Below are 18,934 nucleotides of genomic sequence, written 5' to 3'. Positions count from 1 at the left end.
GCTATGCAAGACCAAGTGCTCAAGGTAGGCCTGATCGGCCTCGGCAACATGGGGCGCAATCACTTGCGCGTACTGTCGATGCTCAAGGGCTTCGAGCTGGCTTTCGTCGCCGATGCCAACGCGGAGGTTGCTGCAAAGGCCGGAGAAGTGCACGGCATTCCCGGTGTTGTTGATCCGACGCCGCTGCTGGTCGGCGTCGATGCCGTGGTGATTTGCACGCCGACCGTGACGCACGCGGACTACATCCGTCTGGCGGCTGCCCACGTGAAGAACATCTTCGTCGAGAAGCCGCTGGCCGCCACTCTGGAAGAGGCGCGTGAGGTTGCTATCTTCGCGAAAGAGAAGGGCCTGAATATCCAGGTTGGTTTCATCGAGCGTTTCAACCCGGCGGTGCAGGCACTCAAGATGGTCCTGGACAAGACCGAGCGTGTCATCAGCCTCGATTTCACCCGTACCAACAAGGTGAGTTCGCGCATTACCGACGTGGACGTGGTCACCGACCTGATGATTCACGACATCGATCTGGCGCTTTACCTGAACGGCCCGGCACGATCCGTTTCAGCCCACGGGTTTGCCCACGGCAGCATGATCGACTTTGCCTCGGCGTTGATCACCCATGAGAACGGCCAGTTCTCGCGCATCCAGGCCAGCCGCGTGACCGACAAGAAGATCCGTCAGATCGAGGGCACCTGTGTTGACATGTTCGTCGACTGTGACCTGCTGCGTAAGGAAATCCTGATCAACCGCCAGTCCGAGACGCGCGACAGCGGCAGCCTGCCCTATGCCATCTCGGCGATTCAAGAGAGTGTGGCGGTTGCTCCGCAGGAGGCGTTGCTGACTGAGCTACAGGTATTTATGGCGAGCTGTCGCCAGCCTGCTGCCGGGTTGATGCCCGGTGTTGACGCTGGCGTCGACGCAATGAAAATCTGTGCACAAATTCAGGCGGCGGTGCAGGCATGACGATTCGTGAAGGTTTTGCGGGCAAGGGCATTCTGGTTACCGGCGGCGCCGGTTTCATCGGCAGCCACCTGGTCGACCGGCTACTGGCTGAAGGCGCCGCGCATGTGGTGGTCATCGACAACCTTTTTGTTGGCTCGGAGGAGAACCTCGCCGAGGCCCTGGCCAGCGGCAAGGTGACCTTCTACCGCGACGATGCCGAACTGAACACCAGCCTGGAGTACATCTTCGCCAACCATGCAATCGACCTGGTGTTCAACTGCGCGACCAAGGCGCTGAACTACTCCTTCCTCAATCCGGCGAACGCCTTCGACACCAACGTCAAGGTGGTGCTGAACCTGCTCGAGTTGCAGCGCCGCGGCCTGTTCAAGACCCTGTGCCACTTCTCTACTTCGGAGGTGTATGGCTCGGCGGTGTACGAACCGATGGATGAAGCCCATCCGCGCAATCCGACTACTACCTACGCTGCCGGCAAGGCCGCAGCAGACCTGGCGGTAGAGAGCTACGTACGGATGTTCGGCGTGGATGCCTATATCGTCCGACCGTTCAACAACTATGGCCCGCGGCAGAACCACAAGGGCATGCTGGCCGGGGTCATCCCGATTACCGCCGTGCGCCTGCTTACCGGCGGCACACCGGAAATTCACGGCGAGGGCACCCAGAGCCGTGATTTCATCTACGTGCATGACACTGTGGATGCGGTGGTCAAGCTGCACGCGGTGCTGCCGTTCGGCGAAACCGTGAACATCTCCACCGACAACCAGATATCGATCAACCAACTGATCCCCCTTATCTGTGCCCACTACGGCTATAGCGGCGAGATACTGCGCAAGCCAGCGCGCCATTCCGACGTGCTGTCGCACAACGCCAGCAACGAGAAGGTGAAAGGGCTGATCCAGTACTCGCTGACACCGTTCGACAAGGGGTTGGCCGATACCCTGGCCTGGTACACCGCCCAGATCGGAGCGCGCGCATGAGCCAGATCCGTCTGATGAGGCCTTATATAAGCTTCGATGAAGTCGAGGCTGAAATGCGTGAGATCTTTGACTCGGGTATGTTCACCCGCGGCCAGCATGTAGAGGCCTTTCGCAAGGAACTCTGTGCTTATACCGGAGCGAAGTTCACTCACTTGGCGACTTCTGCCACCACCGCCTTAAGCGTTTGCCTGAAGTTGCTAGGTGTGGCTGCGGGCGATGAAGTGATCGTCTCGGACTTCTCCTTTCCGGCCACCGCCAATGTTGTAGAGGACTTGGGTGCGCGCCCGGTCTTCGTCGATGTGTCGCTCGATACCTACAACATGCTGCCAAGTGCATTGCGCGCTCGCATTACCCAGAAAACAAAAGCGGTTATTGCAGTCGATGCATTTGGTAATCCAAGCGGAATGCATGAGATTGCGGCAATCTGCAAAGAGTATGGTGTACCTCTAATCGAAGATGCTGCTTGCGCAATCGGTAGCAGTGAGCATGGCGTCAGAGTGGGAAATATCGCTGATCTGACCTGCTTCAGCTTTCACCCGCGCAAGTTGCTAACCACTGGTGAGGGCGGTGCGATCACCACCAATAACGATGCCTGGTCTGCCTGGTTTGATGTAAAGCTCAACCACGGGGCCAGCGGCATGTCTGGCTATGGGCTGGACTTCATCGAGCAAGGCTACAATTACCGTCTTTCCGAGCCGCAGGCGTTGATGGGGCGTGTACAGTTGCGCAAGCTGGATGCGATTGTTGCTGAACGCAACGAAGTGCGTGCAGCTTACGTCGGTCTTCTGGATGATGCCGGGTTCGTACCGCAGGTCCGCAACGCCGACGTCGTGCATAACGTGCAATCTCTGGTGTTTCGCGTGCCGACAGGTATGAACCGTGATGGGTTGATCCGTGGTTTGCGTGAAGATGGCATTGAAACGACCATAGGTACCTACTGTTTGAGTGGGACGACCTATTACCGTCAGCGTTATGCAGATGTGCAGCCCAACGCTGCTCGTTTGCAGGAAGAAACCATCACTCTGCCGTGTTACCAAGGGGTGGATGTGGAGCGCGTTTGCTCTGCGATCTTGCGTCGGAGCAATGCTGAGTGACCGACGCTGTAGTGTTCATGGGTAGTAAGGCGGCGGGATTGTTGTTGTGCGAGGCCATCTGCCAGATGTTGCACGGCGATCTTGCTGCGATTATTTGCCCCGACGACTCTCAAGATGCGCGTTCTGCGTTGCCGGGGTTTCGTTCACTGGCCGAGCGTCATGGGGTGCCGCTTCAGTTGGTTGCCACACGAGCCGACACGTTGCACTGGCTGGATCATTACCAGGCGCGGCTAGCATTCGTGCACGGTTGGTACCAGATCATTCCGGTGGATGGACATTGCGACTTCTACGGCTTTCACTATTCGTCCCTTCCCAAATATCGCGGTAACGCACCTCTTGTTTGGCAAATCATTAACGGCGAGCCAGCAATCGGAGTGAGCTTTTTCCGCTTCAGTGAGGGGATGGATGAAGGGCTCCTGGTTGGGCAGGCGAGCGTCGAGTTGGCTGCTGATGAAACCATTGGCGATGCCCTGAATAAGGCAAACGCACTTATGCTCGGGCTTGCCGCGCGATATGTTCCGCAGGTTCTAGGTGGTGTTGCGAAGCTCTATCCGCAACCGGACGAAGAGGCTTCATATTGCGGCCTTAGACGCCCTGAGGATGGCCTTATTGACTGGCGTGCCTCGGCTGAGCGAGTGCATGATTTCATCCGTGCTCAGACCCACCCCTATCCCGGCGCATATACACGACTGGAGGGCGGTGGTGTACTTCGAGTCTGGCGCTGTGTACTAGAACCTAGGCGTTTCTATGGCGCTCCCGGTAGTGTGGTTGAGGTTTCGACCGAGTGGGTTGTAGTGGCCTGCGGAGATGGTGCTGTACGGCTACTCAATGTTGCGATGGACGGTGCTGCAGAAGCTTCAGCGCCGCAGGTGCTCAAGTCATTGAAAACGAGGCTCATATGACGGCTACCTGTTCCCGCGTATTTTCCACAATTTCACGTATCGATATGAGTGATCCAAGCTCTTGGGAGGGTAAGGTGTTCCTTACCTTCGATATCGACTGGGCGCATGATGAAGTGTTAGCTGATTGTATTGACTTGGTCGAGCAGGCAGATGTTGCCGCAACATGGTTTGTCACCCATGAGACACCACTTTTAGCACGGCTACGCGCCAACCCTAAGTTTGAGTTGGGTATACATCCCAATTTTAACTTTCTTTTTAATCTGCAAACTCAGGCGGGGGGGTCAGCGGAGGAGGTTCTAGAGCGGACAATGGCGCTGGTGCCCGAGGCAACCGCCGTGCGCAGCCATCACATGACGCAGAGTTCAACCTTGCTCAATCTATTCCGTAGCAAGGGCCTGACCCACGACTGTAATCATTTTATTCCGATGACCGCAGGCATCACTCTCAAACCATGGTTGTTATGGAATGACATGTTACGAGTTCCTTATTCGTGGGAGGACGACATCATGTGCATTTACGGTCAGCAGCAGACTCTTCCTGATATTAGTGGTTTGCTGAGTCAGGATGGGTTGATGGTTTTCGATTTTCATCCTATCCATGTCTATCTAAACACTGAGAACCTGCAGCGTTACGAGCGGACACGTCCTTTGCATTATCATCCAGATGAATTGCTACAGGAGCGTTTTTCCGGCTCTGGTGCTCGAGGGTGGCTTCTTGAGCTTCTGAGGTCTTCCCATTGAAAAATAATGGATCTATTGCAGATTGCTTTGTTGTGCGTGAGGGAGATCTGGTTGAAAGCGGCTGGGATGATTTCATTGAGTTGTCAAATGACGGGACCTTGTTCCATAAGTCGAGGTTTTTGCGCTACCACGGAGATCGCTTCTTAGGGGGTGAGCATTTTTTATCTATACATCGGAAAAAGAAAAGAATCGCTCTATGGCCGCTTGCATTGATTGAGCGGAACGGGGAACTCTGTGCGTTGTCTCCATACGGCGGTAGCTATGGTGGTCCAGCCTTGCAAGGCGCGTTAGGTCTTTCTGCTTGTAGAGATATAATTGGTGCGATAGTTGAGTATGTGGCCAACGCTGGTGCGCAAGAGTTTCGGATAACACTGCCAATTAGAGCGTGCAGTCTTGTATATACAGAAACATTTCGTTTCGCGCTTTTGGAGGCGGGCTTCTCGTGTGTGAATAGGGATATTTCCAGTGTCATTCCTCTTGACACCAATTTCGCAGAGTACAGTCATGTGCAGTCTCACCGATCCGAGTGGGAGCGCCGTGCTCGGAAAGCAAATAAGCTAGGCGTTGTGGTGCGAAGATCTGCACCGATTCAGGATTTTTGGCAAACGCTGACTGCTACCTTTGAAAAGCACGGTAGGAAACCAACCCACACTTTTGAGGAGTTGCAGTGGCTTGCTACTGAGCTGCCCGATAATGTTTTCCTTTCCTGTGCTTATTTGGAAGAAAAGCCCATTGCCGGTGTTTGCTATTTTGCGCAAAACAGTCGTGTAGTAGGAACATTTTATCTTTGTCAGGACCCGGAGTATCAGGCAGCCCAGGCGCAGTCAGCATTGCTACTTGATGGCTTTGAGCAGGCTCAGTCGTTGGGTTACTGCTGGATGGATCTCGGAACCTCCTCAGTGAATATGCAAGCTTATGATTCGATTTTTCGTTTCAAGGAGACGCTGGGGGCTATAGGGCAGTTTAGGGAAACATATCTGTTGAGGCTGCAATAGTGCTCACCTTGCTGACTACGCTGGAACCTGATGCCCCGCTCTTCTCTGCAATCGAGAGTACGGGGTTGTTGTCCAAAGTTATTCGCTCGCGTGAGGGGCTGGATTCTATTAGTGATGCGAATGTGTTGCTGATAAACTGGCCCTATATACTGTCGTCCGATTTCATTGCTCGCCAGTGTGTTGTCCTAAATGTGCACAATTCTCTGTTGCCTAGGTATAGGGGGCGGCACGCCTTTACATGGGCCATTCTTAATGGGGAGGCCCAGTTGGGATTCTCTCTGCATGAGGTAGTGGCTGAGGTTGATGCTGGAGATGTTTTGGCTCAGGTCGCTTTTAGTTTGGGCTTCGATGAGGATGTTAATGACGCCTTCAGTCGAGGCGCAGTCTTGCTTAATGAGTGGTTGCCGTCAGTGTTAATTGAGTGGGCGAGCGGACGTTTGGTGGCGCAGCCACAAGACGAGACTTGCGCAAGCCTGTTTCGCCGGCGCCATGCTCAAGACAATTGTTTGGTTTCTTTTGATCGTGCGGAGAAAGTCAGGGACTTTGTTCGGGCTGTGGCACCGCCGTATACACAGGGAGCGATGTGCCATACAGCAACCGGCGAAATACTGCACTTCTGCTCTTCTGAAGTGGTCGATGATGCTGCCAGTACTGGCGCGCCAGGTTGCATCCTGAAAGTTGATGAGCGAGGGCTGCTTGTTGCCTGTGCTCAGGGGGTGGTTCGTCTCGTTCCCGTGGAATCTGGATTACTAGCTGGACTGCAGGCTGGAGATTCGCTTGTGGTAGGCGCATTTTGAGCCGTTTCTATGAGTACAGCTGACGGCCCGTTTCGTCTGACAGCTACAGCCGCGCTTATGTTGGCACGTGCCGTACGAGCCCCGCTGTGGCTGCTCGTATCGGCGTTAATGGCTCGTGTGATGGGGCCGGAGAGTCTGGGAACTTGGGCCATGCTTCTGGCTGCAGGTATGTTGCTGAATCAGGTGTTCGTTCTGTGGTCTCAGTCGATTACCCAACGCTTTGGGCGACTGGAGTGGGAGGTTTCTGGGCAGCTAAGGAGAACGTGGGCAACGCGCTGGCCCTTATTGTTGTTCGGTGGCGTGCTAGTTCTTGCTTGTTTCTTGCTGGCACCTTCGGAGTGGTTGTCGATCCGATTGGATATGCCGAAGGATAGCTTGTGGTTGATCATTCCCATTTTTATCTCGCTTTGGCTCATGGGCGAGACTCAGGGGCTCCAGCAAGTGCGAGAGCGCTATTTACGGCTAGCATGGTCTCCTCTCGTTGCTGACCTACTCTTAATAGGGGTTCTAGGTGCTCTATCTTTAATGGCCATTCTGGGCCATCGTCTAACCTCGCTGCAAATTCTCACGGTCCTCAGTTTCTCGGGAGCTGCAGCTTGGGTTTTTATGCTTGCGCGAGAGTTAAAAGGGAGCTCTTTAGGTTGGGGGCTTCCAGAGGGGCAGCAAGTTCGCTTGGCGCTTGCTTTTTCTCTTCCGCTGTTGCCGGGATACTTGGTTGGGTATCTTTCGGAGTGGTGTGATTATATTCTGATAAGCCACTTTCTTGATATTCAGGCCGTAGGTGTTTATCACCCTGCCTATCAATATATGTTGATCATGGTCGGCCTGCCCACTGCTGTGGTTGCTGTTTTGATGCCCCAGTTGGTTTCTCGAGTAGAGAGGGTGGGCGTAGCAAGTGAGAGGCAACTAATTGGCCGCGTTGCACCGCAGATGATGAGTCTTTGGGTGCTTGCAACTATTGGGCTTATCGCTTTTTTGCCTGCTCTCTTCTTATGGTTAGTGGGCAGTTCTTTTGAAAATAGTCGGGTGATACTTCAAGTCCTGTTGGGGGCGGTGCCGGGTGCTGCAGCTACACATCTGTATGGTTTGGGGCACTTTGTGCAGGGGCGGCTATTAACCGCCAATGTTGGTCTGTTTGGGCTGAAGTTGCTGCTCAATATATTGCTGACTTTAATTTTGCTGCCCGTTTTTGGGGTTTTAGGTGCCGCGATTGCGGCATTGGCTGGTTTCATTTTTGTGCAGTGGCTGTTTTTAATTGATCAGCATCGCTATCTTAAATTGCCTTTCGCCGGAGGTGCTCTGGCTCTGCTGCTGGCTCACCTTGGGGGGTTGTCGTTGGTTGTTATGGATGGTTTTTTGGCTCGCTCTCTGGTGGCGGCACTGGTCATGCTATGCATGCTTGCTCTAGTTAGGCGTGCTAACTTTTTTTCTCCAGAAGAAGTGTCGGCAATGGTGCCGGTCTCTCTGTCTCGTACTGCTCCAGTATTGGTGCGGCTGTTATGTAGAAAAGGAATGTGATGGTGCTGTTTCTGTTTCTGGTTTTCCTATGTGCGCTGATTCTACGAATCGCGCCGGTATTGCTTTCCTCTCATGGTTCGGGTGTGGATCAATGGTATTGGAAGACTTATATCGAGACCTTACGTCGCGATGGTTCATTGCCCGTCAAGATGCCACAATTTCTCTTGGATGAGGGGCATTGGTACCCCCCCTTCTTTCCATGGTTGATGTCGAGGTTACCTGCTGCAATGTTTGATCGTTTCAGTGTGCAGTTCGCGGTTTTCATAGACATGCTGCGAATGGTTCTTTTGGTTTGGGCTGCCTGGTGGTTGACTGCGGATCTGGTAGTGGCTGCAATTGCTGGAATAGTCTATGCGGTTACGCCTCTTCTTATTACTTATAATATGCAGTTGAATCCGCGGGGCATTGGCGCGCTATTTCTCGATGCGATGTGGTTGTTGGTGAGTGCCATTATTTTATATGAGGCCTCGCCCTGGTTTTGGCTGGGCGTATTCTTCCTTGCTGGCATGGTTATGATTACGCATAAGATGGCCATGCAGTTATTTTGGTTCACATCTTTGTTTGGGACGGGGCTGGCTGGTGATGTTCGCCTTTCCTTGTTGGTGCCGGGTAGTGTCTTGGCTGCGCTTCTGTTAAGTGGAGGGTTTTATCGCCTGACGATGAGAGCTCATTGGGATACCGTTAAGTTCTGGGCTCGAAATTGGCGTGGAAATGGAGTTCATCCGTTGCTGGAATCTCCAGTTTATGGTGAGGCAGGATATGAAACCCCAAGCAAATTCTATCGGTCCGGGTTCAAGGCTTGGATTCGGCGACTGCAATTTGTGATCGGGTTTAATCCCTGGATGCCAATTGCATTGGGGGTGGGCCTGTTTTCTTTTTTCAAGGGGCACGAATTTGCTGTGTATGAGGTGTGGATATATACCTGGCTTGCCTTGACATTCTTGTTTGCGCTTCTTACTACCTTGGTTCCGATGTTTCGTTCGCTCGGCCAAGGTTACTTGTATGGCTATAATGGAAGTTTTCCGGCTGCACTGGCTTTGGGTATCGGTTTTTTGTCGTTGGGGCAGGCTTGGTACTGGTGGTTGGCATTTGTAGTTGGCTTATTAATGTGTATGTCGGCTCTTGTTGCTTTTTTCAAAGCTTTGCGCACAAGTCGAACGATGAAAGTTGACTCTGAGCTGGATGAGGCCATTAGCCGTTTGGCTACTCTTGAAAACGGTCCTGTCATGTGTTTTCCACAGCATTGGCATGATTTGGTTGCTTATCGGACAGGTAAGTCGGTTTTATTCGGCGGTCATGGGTATGGATACCATCTGTTGGAGCCGGTGTTTCCAGTTTTGCGTGTGCCTATCCGGAAGATATTTGAAAAATATCATGTGCGTTATTTGTTGACATATGAAGGATATTTGCCAGAACGCTTTTGCAAAGATTTACCCTCTGCCGAGGTAGAGAGCTTTGGTGATTACCTCCTTTACAAATTTGATACGGCGAGGAATGGCGAGATATGACTCGTAAGCGGCTCTGTTTCATCACCACCGTCCCTATGGCTGTTTCAGCATTCCTGCGTCTGCATATCGAGTGTCTGGCCAATGACTATGACGTCTTCGTCATATCGAACTATGGCTCTGAGCCGGTTCCGCAGGATGAGCGGGTGACCTACCTTAGCGTGCCCTTGGCGCGGGAAATTTCGCCGTTTGTGGACTTGAAGACGCTCTTCCAGCTGGTGCGGCTTTTTCGTCGTCACCACTTCGATGCGGTGCATTCGGTGACACCCAAGGCGGGGCTGCTTGGAATGCTCGCTGCTCGTATTGCAGGGGTGCCGGTGCGGGTGCACTGGTTTACCGGGCAGGTATGGGTCACGCGCGCGGGCTTGGGGCGGTTCGTATTGAAGAGTGCGGATCGGCTGATTGCCGCAACCGCTTCGCATCTTCTGGCGGACAGCCCGTCGCAGCGGGATTTCCTGCTGGCAGAGGGGGTTTGTCGGGCTGGTGCGGCAGAGGTCATTGGCGATGGTTCAATCTGCGGTGTGGATGGTGAGCGTTTTCGTCCCGATCCGCAGGCGCGCGAGCGCGTACGTGGCAATCATGGCATTCCCCTGGATGCGAACGTGGTGCTTTTTCTCGGCCGTCTGAATACCGACAAGGGCTTGCGCGAGATGGCCGAGGCCATGCTGGTGCTGGACCAGCGCTTTCCCTTCTTGCACTGGCTGATAGTGGGGCCGGATGAAGGCGGGATGGTTGCACACATTCTTTCGGTCGCCGGGCGTCTGGGCGAGCGTCTGCATTTCCAGGGTTTTACCAGCGAGCCTGAGGCCTACATGGCGGCTGCGGATATTTTCTGCCTGCCCAGCTATCGTGAAGGCTTCGGTAGTTCGGTTCTGGAGGCGGCTGCGGCGAGTGTGCCTTCGGTGGCTACCCGGATCTACGGGCTTACCGATGCGGTGGAAGACGGTGTTTCCGGGTTGCTGGTGCCCCCGGCCCGTGTGCCGGAGCTAGCAGATGCGTTGCAGCGCTTGCTCGACGATGGCGAGCTTCGTGCGGCAATGGCAGAGGCGGCGCGCGTTCGCGCCTTGCAGCTCTTCTCGCGTAAGCGGATCGTGGAAGGTCTGAGCGCTTTCTATGCGCGGGTATTTGCCCAGGGGGCAAAGGCATGATGCTGAAGCGTGCGTTCGACATCCTTTGCAGCGCATTTGCGCTGCTGTTGTTCTGGCCGGTATTGCTGATTTTGTATGTGCTGGTGCGCATGAACCTAGGCTCGCCTGCGCTGTTTCGCCAGCAGCGCCCGGGATTGCAAGGGCGGCCGTTCATGATGGTAAAGTTTCGCACCATGCTCGATGCGCTGGACGCCGATGGTAATCCGCTGCCTGACGATGTTCGTCTCACCCGGTTTGGTCGATTGCTCCGCGCGACTAGCCTGGATGAACTCCCCGAGCTATGGAACGTGTTGAAGGGCGACATGAGCCTAGTCGGGCCGCGCCCGTTGTTGATGGAGTATCTGCCCTTGTATAGCGCCGAGCAGATGCGGCGGCATGAGGTGCGTCCAGGCATTACCGGTTGGGCGCAGGTGAACGGGCGCAATGCATTGAGCTGGCCGCAGAAGTTTGCTCTGGATGTCTGGTACGTGGACAATCGCTCGCTCCTGCTGGATATCCGAATTCTTCTGTTGACCGTGAAGAAGGTGTTCGTACGCGAAGGCATCAGTGCCGATGGGCAGGCGACCACCTCGCGCTTCACTGGGGAGGAAGAGTGAAGCGTCTGGCGATTCTTGGCGCCAGCGGTCACGGCAAGGTGGTCGCGGATGTCGCCGAGCTGTGCGGCTGGGATGTGGCGTTCTTTGACGATGCGTTCCCGGACGCGCAGTATAATGGTGCCTGGGCGATTGAGGGGGGGACCGACGAGCTGCTCCAGCAGGCCGACCGCTTTGCTGGGGTTATCGTGGCCATCGGACACAATCGCACTCGTCTGGCCAAGTTGAGATTGTTGCGGGACAAGGGTTTTCCCATAGAGACGCTCGTGCACCCCCAGGCCTGCGTCAGCCGGCACGCCGTGGTCGAGTCCGGCTGCGTGGTTTTTGCCGGAGCGGTGGTCAATGCGTTCGCGCGAGTCGGCGAGGGCTGTATCCTTAACACCCTTTGTGGTGTGGACCATGATGCGGTGCTCGACGCCGGCGTACATGTCAGCCCGGGCGCTTGTCTCGCAGGTGGAGTGCGGATAGGCGAAGCGACCTGGATCGGCATCGGAGCCAGCGTGCGCCAGCTTGTCAATATCGGTGCCAATGTGGTCGTCGGAGCGGGGGCTGCAGTGGTCGGCGAATTGCCGGATAATGTCACGGTCGTGGGTATTCCTGCCCGGATCGTTAGCTAGTCAAATTCGTGTCGGCGCTGGCTGCCACGTTCAACGTGATAGAGATCTGCTTGTGTTGAATACGCCTTTTTCGCCTTGGCCTTCCTTTTCTGTCGAAGAGGCTGATGCCGCGCGCGACGTCATTCTTTCCAATCGCGTGAACTACTGGACAGGCGAGGAGTGTAGGCACTTCGAGCGTGAGTTCGCCGTCTGGGCAGGGACCCGTTATGCCATTGCGCTGGCTAACGGCACGGTTGCGCTAGATCTGGCCTTAAAGGCGCTGGGGGTAGGTGCAGGGGATGAGGTGGTGGTGACACCGCGTACTTTCCTGGCCTCAGTCTCTTGCATCGTCAATGCGGGTGCCGTTCCAGTCTTCGCTGAGGTCGACCGTGACTCGCAGAACATCACGGCAGAGACGATCCGGTCGGTACTGACGCCGCGCACCAAGGCTGTGATCTGTGTGCACTTGGCCGGTTGGCCGTGCGACATGGATCAGATCATGGCGCTTGCAGAGGAACACGATCTCAAGGTCATCGAAGACTGCGCACAGGCCCATGGCGCTTTTTACAAGGGGCGTCCGGTAGGCTCTATTGGTCATGTCGGCGCTTGGTCGTTCTGTCAGGATAAGATCATGACCACCGGCGGTGAGGGCGGTATGGTGACTACCGACTGCTCTGAACTGTGGTCGCGCATGTGGTCATTCAAGGATCATGGCAAGAGCTGGTGCGCGGTCTATGAGCGCGAGCATGCCCCGGGTTTCCGCTGGCTGCATGAGAGCTTCGGTACCAACTGGCGGATGATTGAGGTGCAGGCGGTGATCGGTCGCATCCAGTTGCGTCGCATGCCGCAGTGGCACGAGCGGCGACTGGCCAATGCCGAGCGTATCTGGAGCCTCGCCAGTACTCTTCCGGGGTTGCGAGTGCCGCGCCTGCACAGTGAGTCGGCGCATGCAGCCTACAAGTGCTACGTCTTCATCGAGCCCGAACATCTGAAAGAGGGCTGGACGCGTGATCGTGTCCTTAATGAAATTAACGCTGCTGGTGTCCCGTGTTTTTCTGGATCCTGCTCAGAGGTTTATCTGGAAAAGGCTTTCGATGGCACAGGTTGGAGGCCTGAGAAGCATTTTGCGATCGCTAGGGAACTTGGGGAGACAAGTCTCATGTTTATGGTACATCCGACCTTGAACGATGCTGAGTTGGACAAGACCTGTGCAGTTTTGAACGCGGTGATGAACGAGGCCGCCCGATGATTGCATGCTTGAGTTGCCTTTCACAGTGCTCAGATATTTGGTTGGGAGAAGGTATTTGATAGGGCAGGGACGCGATAAGCTGCGCCAACGTCTGCTGGGAATGTCGCGGCGCAGAAAGCGGGCGTTACAGGTATGTGCAGATGTCTTTTTACTGTGGGCAGCTTTGTGGCTGGCCTTTATGATCCGGCTGGGATTTGACCGGATGATCGATCCGTTCGATGAGTACCTATGGCTGTTCATCGCCGCTCCTGCTGCGGCGATTCCGCTGTTCGTGCGCTTCGGTCTATATCGTGCTGTGCTGCGTTACTTTGGCAGCGGGGCGTTAGTCGCAATGTTCAACGCGGTGAGTCTGTCGGCGCTATTGCTTGCAGTGATCATCTACTTGATGCAGCCGGACGCCTTGATGCCGCGTTCAGTGATCTTCATCTACTGGGCGCTCTCGCTGTTGTTTGTTGGTGGCTTGCGGTTGCTTATGCGCCAGTACTTCAGCGGCGAGTTGTTTCCGGTACGCGGCGTCAGGCGCCAGATGCCGCTGACGCGGGTCGGCATATATGGTGCTGGTTCTGCGGGCAACCAGTTGTTGGCCACATTGCGTATGGGCAAGAGCATGCAGCCGGTCGCCTTTATTGATGATGACGAAGGTATCGCTGGGCGCGTGATCGGGGGGCTGAAGGTTTACAAATCCCGACATATTGAGCAGATGATCTCGGATACAGGCGTCGAAGAGGTACTTTTGGCCATTCCGTCGGTGTCGCGCAGCCGGCGCCGTGAGATTCTCGATGAACTCGAAGCCTATCCGGTTCATGTGCGCACCATCCCCGGTTTCATGGATCTGGCCAGCGGCCGGGTCAGCGTTAGTGATCTGCAGGAAGTCGACATTATCGACCTCCTTGGCCGCGACGCGGTGCCGCCTCGTCCCGAGTTGTTCGAACGCTGCATTCGTGATCAGGTGGTTATGGTTACTGGCGCTGGCGGCTCAATTGGCTCGGAGTTGTGTCGCCAGATTCTCACCAGTGGGCCTCTCACTCTCGTGTTGTTCGAGCACAGTGAATACAACCTCTACAGCATTCAAAGCGAGCTTGAGGGCTGGATTCACCGTAACGGCCTGCCTGTGCGTCTGGTAGCAATACTCGGTAGTATCCGTGACGCCGACCGGTTGCTTGAAGTGATGCGTACTTGGCAGGTACAGACTGTCTACCACGCAGCTGCCTACAAGCACGTGCCTATCGTTGAGCACAACATCGCTGAGGGTGTTCTGAACAATGTGCGCGGTACCTTGCAGACTGCGGTGGCGGCGGTGTGTGCCGGAGTAGAGAACTTTGTGCTGATTTCCACCGACAAGGCGGTGCGGCCTACTAACGTCATGGGCAGCACCAAGCGCCTGGCGGAGATGGTGCTACAGGCGTTTAGCCGCGAGCCCCAACTCTTCACAACGTCCAGCGAAGCCGCAGTGGAGAACCGCACCCGTTTCACCATGGTTCGCTTCGGTAACGTGCTAGGTTCGTCTGGGTCGGTGATTCCACTGTTCCGTGAGCAGATCCGTCGCGGTGGGCCGGTTACGGTTACCCATCCGAATATCACTCGTTACTTTATGACGATCCCGGAAGCGGCACAGCTAGTGATTCAAGCTGGCGCCATGGGGGAAGGCGGTGATGTGTTCGTTCTCGATATGGGTGAGCCAGTAAAAATTGCTGTGTTGGCGGAGAAGATGATCCACCTCAGCGGCTTGAGTGTGCGTTCGGATAAAACACCTCACGGCGATATCACTATTGAGTTCACTGGTTTGCGCCCTGGTGAGAAGCTCTACGAGGAGCTTCTAATCGGTGACAATGTCAGCCCGACGGAGCATCCGATGATTATGCGGGCTAATGAGGAGCACCTGTCTTGGGATGTCCTCAAATTGCGTTTGAACGAATTGTTGGGTGCTGTTGAGCGTGATGACTATGAGTGTGTTCGGCAGTTGTTGCGTGAGACAGTTAGTGGCTACAAGCCAGAAGGTGAGATTGTTGATTGGATGCACATGAAGCGTCCTCTGCAACCATAAATGTTCTCTGCAAAAACTTGTGGGTGGGGCTTGGGTAAGTCTGTCCCAATTGGCGATTCATTCCGTTATTTGACAAGCGCATGGCAGCAGCTAGTTTTCAGAGCGTGGGGTAGTAAGCTTCACGCTCTGAAAAACTAACGAAGGGATTCTCGTATGCTAAAAGCCAAACTGTCTTCTCTGTTGTTCGCTGTTCTTGCTTCCATGTCCCTGGCGGTTTTCGCTGCTGAAACGCAGACTCAGCCAGCGCCCGCTGTTGAGTCAGCTGAAGTGGCTACGGTCGGTAAGATCAATCTCAATACTGCTGATGCTGCCACTCTGCAACGTGAGTTGCTGGGGATTGGTGAGGTCAAGGCGCAGGCGATTGTGGCTTATCGTGATGAGCACGGCGACTTTGCTTCGGTGGATGAATTGCTGGAAGTTAAGGGTATTGGCGAAGCGACGTTGGAGAAGAATCGCGACAAATTGAGCATTAACTAACACGATCAGTTGTTTTAATTAAGGCCGGTGATTAACCGGCCTTCTTGCTTTTTGGCGATCATGTTTTTAATACGCATGCGCGTTATTTTGTAAAAACAGGGCTGAGAATTAATCGAGAGGCGCTTTATGTTTTGGTTGGCAGTAGCGGCAGATGCGGTGGTGGTTGTGCACCTGTTGTTTATTCTGTTTGTGGTGTTGGGTGGTTTGCTAGTGTGGCGTTGGCGCGAGGTAGTCTGGTTGCATGTGCCTGCGGCTTTGTGGGGTGTTTTGGTGGAGTTGATGCGCTGGCCCTGTCCGCTGACGCCGTTGGAGCACAGCTTGCGTGCAGCTGCGGGACAGGCCGGGTATAGCGGTGGTTTTGTTGAGCACTACCTGCTACCGATCATCTATCCAGCTGGGCTTACGCCGCAGATTCAAATTGGTTTGGGGTTGTTCGTTCTGCTGTTCAATGGCCTGATTTATGGCGTGCTGTTTTGGCAGCGCTGGCGGCGGCCGTGAGTTGAGCTTAGGCCACCTTATTCAGATGGATGATGGTATGAGGGCAAGATAATTTCCCCAGCTACACTGGCCTCATCAATCACAGCATCACAAGGCAGCTTTCCTATGCAAAATCGCATGATGATCACCGGCGCGGGTTCGGGTTTGGGGCGTGAAATTGCCCTGCGTTGGGCGCGTGAGGGCTGGCGGTTGGCCCTATCGGATGTCAACGAGCCGGGCCTGGTGGAAACCTTGCAGATGGTTCGTGAAGCGGGTGGAGATGGTTTTACTCAGCGCTGCGATGTGCGCGATTACAGCCAGCTGACGGCGTTCGCCCAGGCCTGCGAAGAGAAACTCGGCGGTATCGATGTGATCGTCAATAACGCCGGTGTGGCCTCTGGCGGGTTCTTCAGCGAGTTGTCGCTGGAAGATTGGGATTGGCAGATCGCGATCAACCTGATGGGGGTGGTCAAGGGCTGCAAGGCCTTCCTGCCACTGCTGGAAAAAAGCAAAGGTAAGATCGTCAATATCGCCTCCATGGCGGCCTTGATGCAGGGGCCTGCCATGAGCAACTACAACGTGGCTAAGGCCGGCGTGGTGGCGTTGTCGGAAAGCTTGCTGATCGAGTTGAAGCTGCATGAAGTCAGCGTGCATGTAGTGTGCCCATCGTTCTTCCAGACCAACCTGCTGGATTCCTTCCGCGGACCGACCCCTGCTATGAAGGCGCAGGTTGGCAAACTGCTGGAAAGCTCGCCGATCAGTGCAGCGGATATTGCCGACTACATTTACCAGGAAATCGGCAAAGGCGAATTTATGATTCTGCCCCACGAGCAAGGCCGCATGGCCTGGGCGTTGAAGCAGAAGAACCCGCAGTTGCTGTACAGCGAGATGACCAGCATGGCCGATAAGATGCGTGCGCCGCGCGCCAAGTGACAGGGCACGGGTGATGTGAATTAGTTGATTTAAAGGTCAACTTAATCACCGTTCGGGGTTGTTTGCGATGAGCTTGCGCTCTAAGGTTTGCGGTCATGTCGGCATGACCGCGAAACTGATGGATCTACTGTGAAACCTTTCCCTCGGGCCATGCTGTTGCTGGCCCTGATCCTGGCTGCAATCAATTTGCGCCCAGGTATCACCTCCCTGGCGCCGCTGATTGAGCGGATCGCCGAAGAACTGGCCTTGAGCCGCAGCCTGATCAGCCTCACCACTGCGTTGCCGGTGTTGTGCATGGGCTTGTTGGCGCCTTTTGCGCCGCGTTTGGCCGTGCGTATGGGGCTGGAGCGCACCATCGCCTTGTGCATGGCGGTCATCGCGGTGGCGCTGCTGCTGCGCGCAGTGGGACATGCCAGTGCGATTCTGATTGGCAGCGCGGTGCTGTTGGGCGCAGCCATCGCGGTTGCCGGGCCTTTGCTGTCGGGCTTTATCAAGCGGCACTTTGCCGGGCGCATGGGCAGTGTGGTGGGGTGGTACTCGCTGAGCATGGCGATTGGAGGCGCCGGTGGTGCGGTACTCACCGTGCCGGCCACGCTATGGCTGGGTAATGACTGGACCTACGGCCTGGCCATCTGGGCGCTGCCGGCGCTGGTCGGGTTAGTGCTCTGGCTGTGCTTGCCCAATCGCGCTGAAGCTGAGAGTGAAGAGGGCGGTAAGGGCTTGCCCTGGCGACAGCCGCGGGCCTGGTTGATCAGTGCCTTCTTCGCCATTCAGGCCGGCTTGTTCTATGCCCTGGCCACCTGGGCTGTGGCGCGTTATCACGAAGCCGGCCTGAGCCTGATGCACAGCAATAGCCTGTTCAGCGTGTCGATGCTGATGGGCTTGCCCAGCTCGTTTCTGCTGCCTTGGTTGGCGCAGCGTTTCAAGAACCGTTACCTGCTGCTGGTGGGTTGCGGGCTGTTGTCATCTATCAGCCTGGCGATGATCACCTTTCAGCCGTCGGTGCTGCCTGAGCTGTGGGCGGTCACTATCGGCTTTGGTCTGGGCGGCTCCTTTGCCTTGTCACTGGTGCTGCCGCTGTATGAGGCCGGCTCACCAATGGCGGTCAGCCGTTGGACGGCGATGATGCTGTGTATGGGCTACAGCATTGCTTGCCTGACGCCCGTGCTGACGGGCCTGGCGCGTGATCTGGCGGGTAACTATCAGTTGCCGTTTATGGTGCTTACCGGGCTTGCGACGCTGATGACGCTGCTGGCCTGGCTGATGCGCCGTGGACCGACGCGCACCCATAAATGACGCCGGCCAGGCGTCGCTGCGGCGATACACTGACGCTTATTTGGCAGCAGTTCCTTCCTTGCTCAGGACGGCTGTGATAGAAGGCAGCCTTGATTTGCTGGAGTGCCTGCGTGGAGTCCGAATCCATCGTTTATGGTTGCATCCGTGACTGGCCCTCGGACAGTCCGGCGGAAAGCCGTCTGCGTCGTGAAATCAATCGGCAAGTGCTCGATGAGCTGCCGGCCGGCGATGCCTGGAGTTTTCTTGGGCGGGAGATGTTTGCCTGTTGCGAGCAGCCGGGCGATGGCCTGTATCAGACCCAGGTGATCCACTTCGGCGCCAGCTACCGTACGGTGGAATACGAGTGGGGCCTGTGGATCAAGCAGTTCGAGGCGCTGCTCAAGCGCCTGTATTGGGCGAGCGCGGTGGTGCATCTGGAAACCGAGCTGAACGGCACCCACACCTTTCGCTGGGAGTCGGATGGCGGCTTTCACAGCCCGCAGGAAGGCGAGCTGCGCGTGCGCTGTGCGTGGGAGCGCGAAGGTGGTTTACGCGGATAGGTTGGGTTGAGTCGCGCAGCGACGAAGCCCCACGAACATGCCGCCTTGTTGGACTTCGCTGTGCTCAGCACCAACCTACGAGGATGCGGTTGCCCTC

Annotated in this window: 19 protein-coding genes; all 19 read left to right on the top strand. The window is 55.6% G+C overall.

Features of this window, described 5'->3' with window-relative positions; translation table 11 throughout:
- Positions 1-3: 3 nt before the first annotated feature.
- The gene (locus ACIN8IBEIGE_RS16180) at positions 4-960 is read left to right on the top strand and encodes a Gfo/Idh/MocA family protein (RefSeq protein ID WP_160015553.1); all 957 of its coding nucleotides are present in this window, start codon (positions 4-6) and stop codon (positions 958-960) included.
- The gene (locus ACIN8IBEIGE_RS16175) at positions 957-1,934 is read left to right on the top strand and encodes an NAD-dependent epimerase/dehydratase family protein (protein ID WP_160015552.1); all 978 of its coding nucleotides are present in this window, start codon (positions 957-959) and stop codon (positions 1,932-1,934) included. The genes ACIN8IBEIGE_RS16180 and ACIN8IBEIGE_RS16175 overlap by 4 nt, the downstream gene beginning before the upstream one ends.
- Positions 1,931-3,028, top strand: coding sequence for a DegT/DnrJ/EryC1/StrS aminotransferase family protein (locus ACIN8IBEIGE_RS16170; RefSeq protein ID WP_160015551.1), 1,098 nt, complete (start codon positions 1,931-1,933; stop codon positions 3,026-3,028). The genes ACIN8IBEIGE_RS16175 and ACIN8IBEIGE_RS16170 overlap by 4 nt, the downstream gene beginning before the upstream one ends.
- Positions 3,025-3,930 carry a methionyl-tRNA formyltransferase gene (locus ACIN8IBEIGE_RS16165; RefSeq protein ID WP_160015550.1) on the top strand — a complete coding sequence of 302 codons (906 nt, stop codon included), beginning with the start codon at positions 3,025-3,027 and terminating at the stop codon, positions 3,928-3,930. Before ACIN8IBEIGE_RS16170 ends, ACIN8IBEIGE_RS16165 begins: the two co-directional genes overlap by 4 nt.
- Positions 3,927-4,670 carry a hypothetical protein gene (locus ACIN8IBEIGE_RS16160; RefSeq protein ID WP_160015549.1) on the top strand — a complete coding sequence of 248 codons (744 nt, stop codon included), beginning with the start codon at positions 3,927-3,929 and terminating at the stop codon, positions 4,668-4,670. The genes ACIN8IBEIGE_RS16165 and ACIN8IBEIGE_RS16160 overlap by 4 nt, the downstream gene beginning before the upstream one ends.
- Positions 4,667-5,665: a GNAT family N-acetyltransferase gene (locus ACIN8IBEIGE_RS16155; protein WP_160015548.1), complete on the top strand. Its 999-nt coding sequence runs from the start codon at positions 4,667-4,669 to the stop codon at positions 5,663-5,665. The genes ACIN8IBEIGE_RS16160 and ACIN8IBEIGE_RS16155 overlap by 4 nt, the downstream gene beginning before the upstream one ends.
- The gene (locus tag ACIN8IBEIGE_RS16150; RefSeq protein WP_160015547.1) at positions 5,665-6,462 is read left to right on the top strand and encodes a methionyl-tRNA formyltransferase; all 798 of its coding nucleotides are present in this window, start codon (positions 5,665-5,667) and stop codon (positions 6,460-6,462) included. The genes ACIN8IBEIGE_RS16155 and ACIN8IBEIGE_RS16150 overlap by 1 nt, the downstream gene beginning before the upstream one ends.
- A 57-nt stretch (positions 6,463-6,519) precedes the next feature.
- Positions 6,520-7,980 (top strand): lipopolysaccharide biosynthesis protein, encoded by a 1,461-nt coding sequence (locus ACIN8IBEIGE_RS16145; protein WP_160015546.1) that lies wholly within the window; start codon positions 6,520-6,522, stop codon positions 7,978-7,980.
- Between the two features lie 2 nt (positions 7,981-7,982).
- The gene (locus tag ACIN8IBEIGE_RS16140; RefSeq protein ID WP_218579705.1) at positions 7,983-9,488 is read left to right on the top strand and encodes a glycosyltransferase family 39 protein; all 1,506 of its coding nucleotides are present in this window, start codon (positions 7,983-7,985) and stop codon (positions 9,486-9,488) included.
- Complete coding sequence (locus tag ACIN8IBEIGE_RS16135) at positions 9,485-10,633, top strand: glycosyltransferase family 4 protein (protein ID WP_160015544.1); 1,149 nt, start codon at positions 9,485-9,487, stop codon at positions 10,631-10,633. Before ACIN8IBEIGE_RS16140 ends, ACIN8IBEIGE_RS16135 begins: the two co-directional genes overlap by 4 nt.
- Positions 10,633-11,229, top strand: a complete 597-nt coding sequence (locus tag ACIN8IBEIGE_RS16130) for a sugar transferase (RefSeq protein WP_306109737.1) — start codon at positions 10,633-10,635, stop codon at positions 11,227-11,229. Before ACIN8IBEIGE_RS16135 ends, ACIN8IBEIGE_RS16130 begins: the two co-directional genes overlap by 1 nt.
- Positions 11,226-11,843 (top strand): NeuD/PglB/VioB family sugar acetyltransferase, encoded by a 618-nt coding sequence (locus tag ACIN8IBEIGE_RS16125; RefSeq protein WP_160015542.1) that lies wholly within the window; start codon positions 11,226-11,228, stop codon positions 11,841-11,843. The genes ACIN8IBEIGE_RS16130 and ACIN8IBEIGE_RS16125 overlap by 4 nt, the downstream gene beginning before the upstream one ends.
- Positions 11,844-11,895: 52 nt before the next feature.
- The gene (locus tag ACIN8IBEIGE_RS16120; RefSeq protein WP_160015541.1) at positions 11,896-13,071 is read left to right on the top strand and encodes a DegT/DnrJ/EryC1/StrS aminotransferase family protein; all 1,176 of its coding nucleotides are present in this window, start codon (positions 11,896-11,898) and stop codon (positions 13,069-13,071) included.
- 100 nt (positions 13,072-13,171) lie between these two features.
- Positions 13,172-15,115: a nucleoside-diphosphate sugar epimerase/dehydratase gene (locus ACIN8IBEIGE_RS16115; RefSeq protein WP_256665284.1), complete on the top strand. Its 1,944-nt coding sequence runs from the start codon at positions 13,172-13,174 to the stop codon at positions 15,113-15,115.
- 153 nt (positions 15,116-15,268) lie between these two features.
- Positions 15,269-15,592 (top strand): helix-hairpin-helix domain-containing protein, encoded by a 324-nt coding sequence (locus tag ACIN8IBEIGE_RS16110; protein ID WP_090387860.1) that lies wholly within the window; start codon positions 15,269-15,271, stop codon positions 15,590-15,592.
- A gap of 126 nt (positions 15,593-15,718) precedes the next feature.
- On the top strand, positions 15,719-16,090 hold the full coding sequence (locus ACIN8IBEIGE_RS16105) for a DUF2784 domain-containing protein (RefSeq protein WP_160015539.1): 372 nt from the start codon (positions 15,719-15,721) through the stop codon (positions 16,088-16,090).
- A 105-nt stretch (positions 16,091-16,195) separates the two neighbouring features.
- The gene (locus ACIN8IBEIGE_RS16100) at positions 16,196-17,002 is read left to right on the top strand and encodes an SDR family oxidoreductase (protein WP_160015538.1); all 807 of its coding nucleotides are present in this window, start codon (positions 16,196-16,198) and stop codon (positions 17,000-17,002) included.
- Positions 17,003-17,131: 129 nt separating this feature from the next.
- The gene (locus ACIN8IBEIGE_RS16095; protein ID WP_160015537.1) at positions 17,132-18,298 is read left to right on the top strand and encodes a CynX/NimT family MFS transporter; all 1,167 of its coding nucleotides are present in this window, start codon (positions 17,132-17,134) and stop codon (positions 18,296-18,298) included.
- A 110-nt stretch (positions 18,299-18,408) separates the two neighbouring features.
- A complete protein-coding gene (locus ACIN8IBEIGE_RS16090; RefSeq protein ID WP_160015536.1) occupies positions 18,409-18,837 on the top strand; it encodes a hypothetical protein in 429 nt (142 codons plus the stop codon).
- Positions 18,838-18,934: the final 97 nt, after the last annotated feature.

The organism is Pseudomonas sp. 8BK (assembly GCF_902506475.1).
In the GTDB taxonomy this organism is placed as follows: domain Bacteria; phylum Pseudomonadota; class Gammaproteobacteria; order Pseudomonadales; family Pseudomonadaceae; genus Aquipseudomonas; species Aquipseudomonas anguilliseptica.
This window is presented reverse-complemented; position numbering and strand designations above follow the sequence as displayed.

What these genes read in the sequence shown, in the direction of transcription:
- ACIN8IBEIGE_RS16180 (WP_160015553.1), top strand. Translation starts at nt 4, where the DNA reads ATGCAAGACCAAGTGCTCAAGGTAGGCCTGATCGGCCTCGGCAACATG.
- ACIN8IBEIGE_RS16175 (WP_160015552.1), top strand. Translation starts at nt 957, where the DNA reads ATGACGATTCGTGAAGGTTTTGCGGGCAAGGGCATTCTGGTTACCGGC.
- ACIN8IBEIGE_RS16170 (WP_160015551.1), top strand. Translation starts at nt 1,931, where the DNA reads ATGAGCCAGATCCGTCTGATGAGGCCTTATATAAGCTTCGATGAAGTC.
- ACIN8IBEIGE_RS16160 (WP_160015549.1), top strand. Translation starts at nt 3,927, where the DNA reads ATGACGGCTACCTGTTCCCGCGTATTTTCCACAATTTCACGTATCGAT.
- ACIN8IBEIGE_RS16145 (WP_160015546.1), top strand. Translation starts at nt 6,520, where the DNA reads ATGTTGGCACGTGCCGTACGAGCCCCGCTGTGGCTGCTCGTATCGGCG.
- ACIN8IBEIGE_RS16135 (WP_160015544.1), top strand. Translation starts at nt 9,485, where the DNA reads ATGACTCGTAAGCGGCTCTGTTTCATCACCACCGTCCCTATGGCTGTT.
- ACIN8IBEIGE_RS16130 (WP_306109737.1), top strand. Translation starts at nt 10,633, where the DNA reads ATGCTGAAGCGTGCGTTCGACATCCTTTGCAGCGCATTTGCGCTGCTG.
- ACIN8IBEIGE_RS16115 (WP_256665284.1), top strand. Translation starts at nt 13,172, where the DNA reads ATGTCGCGGCGCAGAAAGCGGGCGTTACAGGTATGTGCAGATGTCTTT.
- ACIN8IBEIGE_RS16110 (WP_090387860.1), top strand. Translation starts at nt 15,269, where the DNA reads ATGCTAAAAGCCAAACTGTCTTCTCTGTTGTTCGCTGTTCTTGCTTCC.
- ACIN8IBEIGE_RS16105 (WP_160015539.1), top strand. Translation starts at nt 15,719, where the DNA reads ATGTTTTGGTTGGCAGTAGCGGCAGATGCGGTGGTGGTTGTGCACCTG.
- ACIN8IBEIGE_RS16100 (WP_160015538.1), top strand. Translation starts at nt 16,196, where the DNA reads ATGCAAAATCGCATGATGATCACCGGCGCGGGTTCGGGTTTGGGGCGT.